This window comes from Streptomyces sp. NPDC087787, assembly GCF_044743035.1.
In the GTDB taxonomy this organism is placed as follows: domain Bacteria; phylum Actinomycetota; class Actinomycetes; order Streptomycetales; family Streptomycetaceae; genus Streptomyces.
This window is the reverse complement of record NZ_JBIUVQ010000030.1, coordinates 42,633-53,413: the sequence shown is the minus strand read 5'-3', so window position 1 is coordinate 53,413 and position 10,781 is coordinate 42,633. Positions and strand designations below refer to the sequence as shown.

10 protein-coding genes are annotated in these 10,781 nt (G+C 73.3%); 5 read left to right on the top strand and 5 right to left on the bottom strand.

The features are described 5' to 3' along the window. Positions 1 to 283, top strand: a 283-nt coding sequence (gene tnpA / locus ACIOWN_RS32400) for an IS200/IS605 family transposase (RefSeq protein ID WP_401984183.1), incomplete at its 5' end; no start/stop codon positions are given. A 149-nt stretch (positions 284 to 432) separates the two neighbouring features. Next, positions 433 to 882, top strand: a complete 450-nt coding sequence (locus ACIOWN_RS32395; protein WP_362357223.1) for an SRPBCC family protein — start codon at positions 433 to 435, stop codon at positions 880 to 882. A 7-nt stretch (positions 883 to 889) separates the two neighbouring features. On the opposite strand, the gene ACIOWN_RS32390 is transcribed toward ACIOWN_RS32395, so the two are convergent. The 4 genes from ACIOWN_RS32390 to ACIOWN_RS32375 all read right to left on the bottom strand — a co-directional run bounded on the left by ACIOWN_RS32390 (position 890) and on the right by ACIOWN_RS32375 (position 6,089). Further along, positions 890 to 2,041: an XdhC/CoxI family protein gene (locus tag ACIOWN_RS32390; protein ID WP_362357225.1), complete on the bottom strand. Its 1,152-nt coding sequence runs from the start codon at positions 2,039 to 2,041 to the stop codon at positions 890 to 892. A 160-nt stretch (positions 2,042 to 2,201) separates the two neighbouring features. Further along, positions 2,202 to 4,622, bottom strand: a complete 2,421-nt coding sequence (locus ACIOWN_RS32385; protein ID WP_401984181.1) for a xanthine dehydrogenase family protein molybdopterin-binding subunit — start codon at positions 4,620 to 4,622, stop codon at positions 2,202 to 2,204. Position 4,623: 1 nt separating this feature from the next. Beyond that, positions 4,624 to 5,190, bottom strand: coding sequence for a (2Fe-2S)-binding protein (locus tag ACIOWN_RS32380; RefSeq protein ID WP_362357228.1), 567 nt, complete (start codon positions 5,188 to 5,190; stop codon positions 4,624 to 4,626). Continuing rightward, complete coding sequence (locus tag ACIOWN_RS32375) at positions 5,190 to 6,089, bottom strand: xanthine dehydrogenase family protein subunit M (RefSeq protein ID WP_362357229.1); 900 nt, start codon at positions 6,087 to 6,089, stop codon at positions 5,190 to 5,192. Before ACIOWN_RS32375 ends, ACIOWN_RS32380 begins: the two co-directional genes overlap by 1 nt. A gap of 361 nt (positions 6,090 to 6,450) precedes the next feature. On the opposite strand from ACIOWN_RS32375, the gene ACIOWN_RS32370 reads away from it, so the two are divergent. The 3 genes from ACIOWN_RS32370 to ACIOWN_RS32360 all read left to right on the top strand — a co-directional run bounded on the left by ACIOWN_RS32370 (position 6,451) and on the right by ACIOWN_RS32360 (position 9,739). Next, a complete protein-coding gene (locus ACIOWN_RS32370) occupies positions 6,451 to 8,169 on the top strand; it encodes a PucR family transcriptional regulator ligand-binding domain-containing protein (RefSeq protein ID WP_362357230.1) in 1,719 nt (572 codons plus the stop codon). Positions 8,170 to 8,335: 166 nt separating this feature from the next. Continuing rightward, positions 8,336 to 9,109, top strand: coding sequence for a hypothetical protein (locus ACIOWN_RS32365; RefSeq protein ID WP_398144520.1), 774 nt, complete (start codon positions 8,336 to 8,338; stop codon positions 9,107 to 9,109). Positions 9,110 to 9,238: 129 nt separating this feature from the next. Next, positions 9,239 to 9,739, top strand: coding sequence for a DUF2231 domain-containing protein (locus ACIOWN_RS32360; RefSeq protein ID WP_362357234.1), 501 nt, complete (start codon positions 9,239 to 9,241; stop codon positions 9,737 to 9,739). Positions 9,740 to 9,819: 80 nt separating this feature from the next. Here ACIOWN_RS32360 and ACIOWN_RS32355 read toward each other — a convergent pair whose 3' ends face one another. Further along, positions 9,820 to 10,668, bottom strand: a complete 849-nt coding sequence (locus ACIOWN_RS32355; RefSeq protein ID WP_362357236.1) for a GntR family transcriptional regulator — start codon at positions 10,666 to 10,668, stop codon at positions 9,820 to 9,822. Between the last annotated feature and the right edge of the window lie 113 nt (positions 10,669 to 10,781).

The window sequence follows — 10,781 nt, the reverse complement described above, 5'->3', positions numbered from 1 at the left end:
CGAACGCGATCACGTCCACCTCCTGGTGCACTATCCGCCCAAGGTCGCCGTCTCCAAGCTGGTCAACAGCCTCAAGGGCGTTTCCGCCCGCCGGACACGCCAGGAGTTCACCGGCCAGATCAACCGCGCCCTCATGCACGGGCACCTGTGGTCGCCCTCGTACTTCTCCGCGTCCTGCGGCGGAGCACCCTTGGCGATCGTCCGCCAGTACATCGAACAGCAAAAACGCCCGCTCCAAGGCGCGGGTCAGAGCAGTCCCGAGACGCATTCATCCCCGGCGTGAACACCGGGGCCTTCTGCAAAAGTCCCGGTAACCACGGTCCCTCACCTTTCGCACGGCGGCCGGTCCGCGGTGCGCGCGGGCGCTCGGCCAACCGTGTGAGCGGGTGGCGAACGTGCGGTGAGGCGTCCCCGATTGCCTACGATCGTGCCGTGGTGAACTTCTCGCTCGAACGCACCGCGCCGCTCCCCCTCGACGAGGCGTGGCGGCGGATCACGCGGTGGTCGCGGCATGCCGACACGGTGCCGCTGACCCGTATCCACGTGGTCACGCCCGCGCCGACCCGCGAGGGCACGGTGTTCGTGGCCCGTTCGGGGGTCGGCCCGCTCGGCTTCGACGATCCGATGGAGGTCACCGTCTGGCGTCCGCCGGCCGACGGTGAGCCGGGGCTGTGCCGGGTGGAGAAGCGGGGCCGGGTGGTGCTGGGCTGGGCCGAGTTCGAGGTCCGGCCCGGTCCCGGGGGCCGCGCGAGGGTGGTGTGGCGGGAGGAGCTGCGGGTCCGGTTCCTGCCGGGTCTGTTCGACGAGCCCCTGCGCGGCGCGGCCCGCGCGGTGTTCGGGCGGGCGCTGAACCGGCTGCTCAGGCTCCCCTCACAGAGCTGACACAGCGTCAGGCGACTGAGCTGATCCGTCCGTTGGCCGTCCGCACGCCGTCGTGGTGGATCGGGGTGTGCGCTCCGGTGAGGGACACCCCGCTGCCGCCGCGCCGGGCCGCGACGATCTCTGAGGCGATCGACAGGGCCGTCTCCTCGGGCGTACGGGCGCCGAGGTCGAGGCCGATCGGGGACCGCAGCCGCGCCAGCTCCAGTTCCGTCACGCCGGCTTCGCGCAGGCGGCGGTCGCGGTCGAGGTGGGTGCGGCGGGAGCCCATGGCGCCGACGTAGGCCACCGGGAGGCGCAGCGCCAGCTCGAGCAGCGGGATGTCGAACTTGGCGTCGTGGGTCAGGACGCACAGCACCGTACGGGCGTCGACGCCGGTGCGGGCGAGGTACTCGTGCGGCCACTCGACGACGATCTCGTCGGCCTCCGGGAAGCGCGCCCGGGTGGCGAAGACGGGCCGGGCGTCGCACACGGTGACGTGGAAGCCGAGGAACCGGCCGATGCGCACCAGCGCCGAGGCGAAGTCGATCGCCCCGAAGACGATCATCCGGGGCGGCGGCACGGCGGACTCGACCAGGACCGTGAGCGGGGCGCCGCAGCGCGAGCCCTGCTCGCCGATCTCCAGAGTGCCGGTGCGCCCGGCGTCCAGGAAGGCGGACGCCTCGCCGACGACCGTGCGGTCCAGTTCCGGATGGCCGCCGAGGCCGCCTTCCCAGGAGCCGTCCGGGCGGACCAGCAGGGCCCGGCCCGGCATCCCCGCCGGACCGGACACGATCCGCGCCAGGGCCGCCGCCTCCCCGCGCGCGGCGGCGGCCAGCGCGGACGCGGCCACCGTACGGGCAAGATCGGCGGCCCGGAGCGGTGTGACGAGGATGTCGATGACGCCACCGCAGGTCAGGCCGACGGCGAAGGCGTCCTCGTCGCTGTAGCCGAAGCGCTCGAGGACGGTCTCGCCGTCCTCCAGCGCCTGCCGGCACAGCTCGTACACGGCGCCCTCCACACAGCCGCCGGAGACGGAGCCGATGGCCGTGCCCTCGGCGTCCACCGCGAGGGCGGCACCCGGCCGGCGCGGTGCGCTGCCGCCGACGGCCACCACGGTGGCCACGGCGAAGTCGCGTCCCTGCGCGACCCACCGATCCAGTTCCTCGGCGATGTCCAGCATCTCTGTCGGTCTCCTTGCGGCGGTCGTGCGGAGAGCGCACCTGCGGCGAGCGGCCCTCGGGCCCACTGACGGCCGGGCCAAGGGGGCCCTCGCCCGAACAGTTGGGGTCCCCGGGGAGGCGAAGTCCCCCCGGCGGTTCGGCGGTTCGGACGCCGTGGGCTCACATGCCGGTGAGGTGTTCCGGCCGGACCGGCGTGCGGTTCAGCTCCAGTCCCGTCGCGTCGCGGATCGCCGCCAGGACGGCGGGTGTCGACGACAGGGTCGGGGCCTCGCCGATGCCGCGCAGCCCGTACGGCGCGTGGTCGTCGGCGAGTTCGAGCACGTCGACGGGGATGGTCGGTGTGTCGAGGATGGTGGGGATGAGGTAGTCCGTGAAGGACGGGTTGCGCACCTTCGCCGTCTTCGGGTCGACGACGATCTCCTCCATGACCGCCACGCCCAGGCCCTGGGTGGTGCCGCCCTGGATCTGCCCGACGACGGACAGCGGGTTGAGTGCCTTGCCGACGTCCTGGGCGCAGGCCAGCTCGATCACCTTCACCAGGCCGAGTTCGGTGTCGACCTCGACGACGGCGCGGTGCGCGGCGAAGGAGTACTGCACGTGGCCGTTGCCCTGACCGGTGCGCAGGTCGAAGGGTTCGGTCGGCCGGTGCCGCCACTCCTCCTCCACCTCGACGGCCTCGTCCTCCAGGACGTCCGCCAGGTCGGCGAGTGTCTCGCCGCCGTCGGTGACCACCTTGCCGCCCTCCAGCAGGAGCTCGGCGGTGGCCCAGGCGGGGTGGAAGGAGCCGAACTTGCGGCGCCCGATCTCCAGGACCTTCTCGCGCACCAGCTCGCAGGCGTTCTTGACGGCGCCGCCGGTGACATACGTCTGCCGGGAAGCGGACGTCGAACCGGCGCTGCCGACCCGGGTGTCGGCCGGGTGGATGGTCACCTGGGTGACGCCCAGTTCGGTGCGGGCGATCTGCGCGTGGACGGTGACGCCGCCCTGGCCGACCTCCGCCATCGCGGTGTGCACGGTGGCGACCGGCTGACCGCCGACGACCTCCATGCGGACCTTGGCGGTGGAGTAGTCGTCGAAGCCCTCGGAGAAGCCGACGTTCTTGATGCCGACCGCGTAGCCCACCCCGCGGACGACGCCTTCGCCGTGCGTGGTGTTGGACAGGCCACCGGGGAGCTGCCGGACGTCGGCGCCCTCGGAGCTCTCCCACTGGCGCTCCGGCGGCATCGGCATCGCCTTGACCCGGCGCAGGAGTTCGGCGACGGGGGCCGGGGAGTCGACCGGCTGCCCGGTCGGCATGATCGTGCCCTGGCTCATGGCGTTGAGCTGCCGGAACTCCACCCGGTCCATGCCGACGGCGTCGGCGAGCCTGTCCATCTGCGCCTCGTAGGCGAAGCACGCCTGGACCGCGCCGAAGCCGCGCATCGCGCCGCAGGGCGGGTTGTTGGTGTAGAGGGCGATGGCCTCGATGTCGACGTCGTCGACCTCGTAGGGGCCGATGCCGAGCGAGGAGGCGTTGCCGACGACCGCCGGGGAGGCGGAGGCGTACGCGCCGCCGTCCAGCACGATCCGGCACTTGACGTGGGTGAGCCTGCCGTCCTTGGTGGCGCCGTGCTCGTAGTACAGCTTGGCCGGGTGGCGGTGGACGTGCCCGAAGAAGGACTCGAACCGGTTGTAGACGATCTTGACGGGCTTGCCGGTGCGCAGTGCGAGCAGGCAGGCGTGGATCTGCATCGACAGGTCCTCGCGCCCGCCGAAGGCGCCGCCGACGCCGGCCAGCGTCATGCGGACCTTCTCCGGCGGCAGTCCGAGCACCGGGGCGATCTGGCGCAGGTCGCTGTGCAGCCACTGGGTGGCGATGTAGAGGTGGACGCCGCCGTCCTCCTCGGGCACGGCGAGCCCGGACTCGGGGCCGAGGAAGGCCTGGTCCTGCATGCCGAAGTGATACTCCCCCTTGACGACGAAGTCGGCTCTCCTCGCGGCCCGTTCGGCGTCGCCGCGGACGATCGGCTGGCGGTGGACGATGTTGGGGTGGGAGACGTGGGCCATGTGGTGGTCGGTGCGGTTCTCGTGGACGAGGACGGCGTCCGGCGCGGTCGCGGAGGCCTCGTCGGTGATCACCGGCAGCTCCCGGTACTCCACCTTGATCCTGGCGGCGGCGCGGCGGGCGGTCTCCGGGTGGTCGGCGGCGACGACGGCCACGGGCTCACCGTGGTGGCGGACCTTGCCGTGGGCCAGAACGGGGGTGTCCTGGATCTCCAGGCCGTAGTTCCTCACCTCGGTGGGCAGGTCGTCGTACGTCATCACGGCGTACACGCCCGGCATGGCGAGGGCCTCGGCGGTGTCGATCGAGACGATCTCGGCGTGGGCGACCGTGGAGCGCAGGATCTGGCCCCAGAGCATGTCCTCGTGCCACATGTCGGAGGAGTACGCGAACTCGCCGGTGACCTTGAGGATGCCGTCCGGGCGGAGCGTGGACTCACCGATGCCGCCCCTGGTCCGGGAGCCCTGGGTGACCTTGGTGGGCACGCCGGTGGGGCCACCGCCCCGGCCGGACGTGGTGGAGGTCTCGGAGGAGGCCATCTCAGACCCCCTCGGACTGCCGGGCGGCCGCCAGGCGGACCGCGTCCATGATCTTCTCGTAGCCCGTGCAGCGGCACAGGTTGCCCGACAACGCCTCGCGGATGTCCGCGTCGGTCGGGTCGGGGTTGCGTTCCAGCATCTCGTCGGCGGCGACCAGCAGTCCCGGCGTGCAGAACCCGCACTGGACGGCGCCCGCGTCGATGAACGCCTGCTGGATCGGCGAGAGTTCGCCGCCCACGCCGCTCTGCGCGCCCCGCGCCTGCCACCGCTGGGCGTCCTCCAGCGTCGTACCGCGCGCCCGCGTGCCGCCGGACCGCTGCTCCGCGAAGTCCGCCAGGCCCTCGACGGTCACGACCTCGCGGCCCTCGGCCTGCCCGGCGGCGACCAGGCAGGAGCACACCGGCACACCGTCCAGGCGCACCGTGCAGGAGCCGCACTCGCCCTGCTCGCAGGCGTTCTTGGAGCCGGGCAGCCCCAGTCGCTCGCGCAGGACGTACAGCAGGGACTCGCCCTCCCAGACGTCGTCGGCCTGCTGCGGCCGTCCGTTGACGATGAAGTTGACGCGCATCACGCAGCGCCCCCCTTCTGACAGGCGGTGCCTCGTGCGCCGCGGTACGACTCCCAGGTCCAGGTGAGCGTCCGGCGGGCCATGACGCCCACCGCGTGGCGGCGGTAGCTCGCGGTGCCCCGGACGTCGTCGATCGGGTTGCAGGCGGCGGAGCAGAGCTGCGCGAACTGCCGGGCGACCGACGGGGTGATGATCTCCCCGCTGTCCCAGAAGCCGCCCTCGTCGAGCGCCGCGTTCAGGAACTCCTCCGCGGTCTTCGCCCGGACGGGAGTGGGCGCGGCGGAGCCGATGCCGGTGCGCACCGTGCGGGTCTCCGGGTGCAGGGCGAGACCGAAGGCGCACACGGCGATGACCATGGCGTTGCGGGTGCCGACCTTGGAGAACTGCTGCGGTCCGTCGGCCCTCCGGACGTGGACGGCGCGGATCAGCTCGTCGGGCTCCAGGGCGTTGCGCTTGACCCCGGTGTAGAAGTCGTCGATCGGGATGCGGCGGGAGCCGCGGACCGACTCCACCTCGACCTCGGCGCCGGCCGCCAGCAGGGCGGGGTGGGCGTCGCCCGCCGGGGAGGCGGTGCCGAGGTTGCCGCCGACCCCGCCGCGGTTGCGGATCTGCGGGGAGGCGACCGTGTGCGAGGCGAGGGCCAGGCCCGGCAGCTCGGCCCGCAGGTTCTCCATGATCTTCGTGTACGGAACGGAGGCGCCGAGCCGCACGGCGTCCTCTCCGACCTCCCACTCCTGGAGGTCGGCGACCCGGTTCAGGTCGAGGAGGTACTCGGGCCGCCGGTGGTCGAAGTTGATCTCGACCATCACGTCGGTGCCGCCCGCGATCGGCACGGCGGCGGGGTGCTCGGCCTTCGCGGCGAGCGCCTCCTCCCAGCTGGCGGGGCGAAGGAAGTCCATGACCGGCTCTCTTCTTCGTCTCTTGAGTCGTCGCACGTCGTCGTGAGTACGGATTGAGCCAATCCGTGTGCGGCGGGCCCGGCTCGTTCCTGTCCCTATTTACGCGGAGTGGGACCAGTACACAGTTCACCGCTCCGGCCCGTGAGTCACGGAAACCATGAAGGGTTTGGCTGGCCAGCGCGGGCATCTTGTAGATTCGTATGAAACGAGGCCTTCAGAAACCTCTTCCGTTCCCCTGGAAACAGCGGTGGCCGAGGGGACGCGGTCTCACCTCCTGGCGGAGCTGTCGCCCGGCCACGCGGACGGGCCCCCGCCACATGATCCATCGTACTTTTCGAGACACAGAACGGCGGCGACGAGAATGCGGCTGCGCGCACTGCTGGACACCGATGCGCTGGGCCTGAAGCTGCTCGGCGGGGAGGAGGAGCTGGACCGCACCGTCCGGGGTGTCATGACCACCGACCTGCGCGATCCCAGCCGCTACCTCTCCGGCGGTGAGCTGGTGCTGTCGGGACTCGCCTGGCGCCGGGACGCCGCCGACTCCGAGCCGTTCGTGCGGATCCTGGTACGGGCCGGGGTGGCCGCCCTGGCGGCGGGCGAGGCGGAGCTGGGGCCCGTGCCCGAGGACCTCGTGGCGGCCTGCGCCCGGCACGGTCTGCCGCTGTTCGCGGTGAACGAGTCGGTGGCGTTCGCGACGATCACCGAGCACGTCGTGCGGCAGGTGTCCGGCGAGCGCGCCGGTGACCTCGCGGCCGTGGTGGAGCGGCACCGCAGGATGATGACGGCCGGCCCGGCGGGCGGCGGCCCGGACGTGGTGCTCGACCTGCTGGGCTCCGACCTGGACCTGCGGGCCTGGCTGCTCTCCCCCACCGGCCGGCTCATCGCCGGGCCCAGGGTGCCGGGTCCGGCGCTGGCCCCCGACGTGTGCGCCCGGCTCGCCGCCGAGCACCTGTCGGCCGCCCGCACCGGCCGGCGCGGCCCGCACCGCGTGGCGCTGGGCCCGACGACGTACTCCCTGTTCCCCATCCGCGGCGGCGGCCGCTCGCCGCAGGCCGCGCAATCCGCGCAATCCGCTTTGGACGTGCGCGAGACGGTGCTGTCGGACTGGCTGCTGGCCGTGGAGGCGGACGCGGGCGAGTGGCCCGACGAGCGGCTGGACCTGCTCCAGGGCGTCACCCAGCTCATCGCGGTCGAACGGGACCGCCGCGACGCGGCCCGCACGGTGCGCAGGCGCCTGGCCCAGGAGGTGCTGGAACTGGTGCAGACCGGCGCGCCGCCCGCTGAGGTCGCCGCGCGGCTGAGGGTGGCCGCGCCGGTGCTGCTGCCCGGTCTCGGGGCGGCGCCGCACTGGCAGGTGGTCGTGGCGAGCGTCGAGTGGGACGACGAGCGGGGCGAGGGCGGGCGGATCGCTCAGGCGCTCCTTGAGGAGATCCTCGTCGACGCTCCCTCCGGCTCTTCGGGCAGGGGGACGCACGGGAGCGGTCCCGAGCCCTCCGCCCGGACAGCCGTCGCCCACACGGACGACGAGGCGATCGCGCTCGTACCGCTCCCCGCCGTCTCGACCGAGCACGACGGCTCCGAGACCGGGATCCTCGCCGACGCGCTGCTGGAGTCCGTACGCGACCCGCTGTCGGCCGGTCTCGACGGCGACGGGCGGCTCACCCTGGGCGTCAGCGCGACCGTGCACTCCGCCGAGGGGCTGCGCGGGGCACTGGAGGAGGCCCGGCACGCCCGGCGGGTCGCGGCGGCGCGCCCGGGGCGTGTCTGCGCGGCCGGGCACCAGGAGCTGGCCTCCCACGTGCTGCTGCTTCCCTTCGTCCCGGACGACGTGCGCCGCGCCTTCACCGCGCGGCTCCTTGACCCGCTGCGGGAGTACGACCGCCGGCACCGCGCCGAACTGATCCCCACCCTGGAGGCCTTCCTCGACTGCGACGGCTCCTGGACCCGCTGCGCCACCCGGCTCCACCTGCACGTCAACACGCTGCGCTACCGGGTCGGGCGTATCGAGCAGTTGACGGGTCGTGACCTGTCCCGCCTGGAGGACAAGCTGGACTTCTTCCTGGCGCTGCGCATGAGTTGAGGCCGCGGCGGACGAGGGGGGCACGCCACCTGCGCCCCCTCCGTCCCACGACTTTGTGAAATTTTTCACCCATCCTCTTGGCCGGGCCACGGATTTCGTGCTGAGATGCCGCCACCACTCAAGGCTCGATGGCGTGCTCGGGGAGGGCAACGTGGCGCATACCGCCATGTCTGGTAACGGAACGACCCCTGGTGACGATCCACTCCAGACCGCGGTATGGCGGCTGCGCTCACGCGCGTGCTGGGCCGACGCGGCGGCGCTGCTCCAGTCGGCCACCGCGGCCGCCGCGCTCCAGAGAACGGCGCTGCTGGTCGAACGCTGCCTGTACACCGAGGCGGGCTGGGAGGAGGCCGAGGACGCGCTGCGCACCGCGGAGGCGCTGGCGGACACCGACGAGGAGCGGGGCGCCGCCGCTTGTGAACGCGGGTACCTTGCCTACGCGGCCACGCTGCACGGCGTACGGGACCGGGCGGACGAGGCCCGGTCGGCGCTCGGCCGGGCCGCGGCCCTGGTGCCGCCCGGAGCGCCGGGGCGGGCCCTGCTGGACTTCCGGCGCGGTCTGATCGCGGAGAACCTCACCCGGTCACCGCAGGCCGCGCACGCCGCGTTCCGGCGCGCGCACGCGGGCGCGCTCGCCCACGGCGATCCGCTGCTGCTCTCCTTCACCTGGCGCCATCTGGCCGGACTGGCGCTGCGGGACGGCGAGTTGACCGAGGCCCGGAACGGCTTCGCCGAGTCGCTCCGCATCAGCGAGGAACTGGGCTACCTCGTCGGCACCGCGCCGGCTCTGGTCTCCCTGGCCGACACGGAAACCGAACCGGAGGCGTCCCGCCTCCGCGAGGAGGCCCGCCGCCTGTTCCGCCTCCTCGGCGGCGTACCGACCTGGCTGGCCCACCAGCTCGCGCCGGCGCCGCCGGCGCCGGGTGCGGCGACGGCCTGAGAGACCCATGGGGCGAGTGTTCTCAGAGGAAGCTGAGAGGTTGCTGTGCCAGGCTGACCGGCCCCGACGCGCGGACGGCCGGTCGACGGTGTTCGCGCACCCCCCACGCTCGCTCTGGAGGATCGCCCGATGGGCCTGGTCAACGGACTTCCCGCTCATGTGCTGCTGGTCCACGCAGTCGTCGTCCTGGTTCCCCTCAGCGCCCTGGCACTCGTGCTCTGCGCCCTGTGGCCGCAGGCCGCCCGGCGCCTCGGTCCCGTGCTGCCGCTGCTCGCCCTGGTCACGCTGGTGAGCGTGCCGCTGACCACTCAGGCCGGGGAGTGGCTGGAACGCCATGTGAACGGGGACGCGCTGGTGCGCCGGCACGCGGAGCTGGGTGACGGACTGCTCCCGTGGGCTCTCGGCCTGTTCGTGCTGGCGGCCGGCGTCTGGTGGATGTCCCGCCGGACGCCCGCGCCGCACACCGGGGCGCGCGCGGGCTCGGTGCTCCGGATCGCCGCGGCCGTCCTGTCCGTGGTGGTGGCCGCGGGTGCGGTGGTCGACGTGTACCGGATCGGCGACTCGGGCGCGAAGGCGGCCTGGCACGACGCCTACTCGAAGACGGCCACGCAGCCGGGCGGCGACGACTGACGTCGCGCTGCCGCCACCTTGCCACCGCGCGCCCGACCCGGCCCGCACCGCCCGACCGCCCGCTCGGCCGCTCAGTCCGCTCAGCCCGCTCCTGCGAAGTGCTCGGTGGCCAGGGCGCGGACCACTTCCACGTCGCGGGCGACGAGGGCGTCGAGGAGGGCGGTGTGTTCGGCCGCGTCGGCGAGCAGGTCGGCGCGGGCCGGGCGGACGGCGCCGCCGACGAGCGGCCACTGCGCGCGGCGGTGCAGGTCCTCGGCGATCTGGACGAGCTGCTCGTTCCCGGAGAGGGACAGCACCGCGCGGTGGAAGGCTCGGTCGGCCTCGGCGTAGGTCGCCCGGCAGCCGGAGGACGCGGCCCGCACGGTGGCCTCGGCGAGCGGCCGCAGCTCGGCCCAGCGCTCGACGGGCACGCGGCGGGCCAGCCGCAGCATCACCGGCACCTCCAGCAGGGCCCGCACCTCGGCCAGTTCGGCGAGCTCGCGGCCGCCTCGCTCGACCACCCGGAAGCCGCGGTTGGGCACGACCTCCACGGCGCCCTCCAGCGTGAGTTGCTGCATCGCCTCGCGCACGGGGGTCGCGGACACCCCGAACCGCTCGCCGAGCGCGGGCGCCGAGTAGACCTCGCCGGGTGTCAGTTCCCCCGCCACCAGGGCGGTGCGCAGGGCCTGCAGGATCTGACCGCGCACGGAGGAGCGCCGCACCAGGGGCCGGGGGCCCGGCACGGGCGGTTCGCCGTGCGTGTGCTCGCCGCGGACGCCCTCCGCCGGGCGGTCCGCGGCGGCCGCGGCCTCCTGCTTTCGCCACGGATCAGCGGCTTCCGGCTCGCGCCGCAGGTCCCCGGCCTCCGGCTGGCGCGGCACACGGGGCACGGCGCTCCCGCCGGCGCCGGGGGTCCGGATGCCGGTGGAGTCCTGCGCGCCCTGCTTCACGGTTCTCCTCCGGGCTTGGGGTGCTTGAGATGCTTGAGGTGCTTGTGGTCATTACGGCGGGTTGTCGCCCAGCCGTCAAGCACCTTAGGCACTGTAGGCCAAGGCTTCACAAT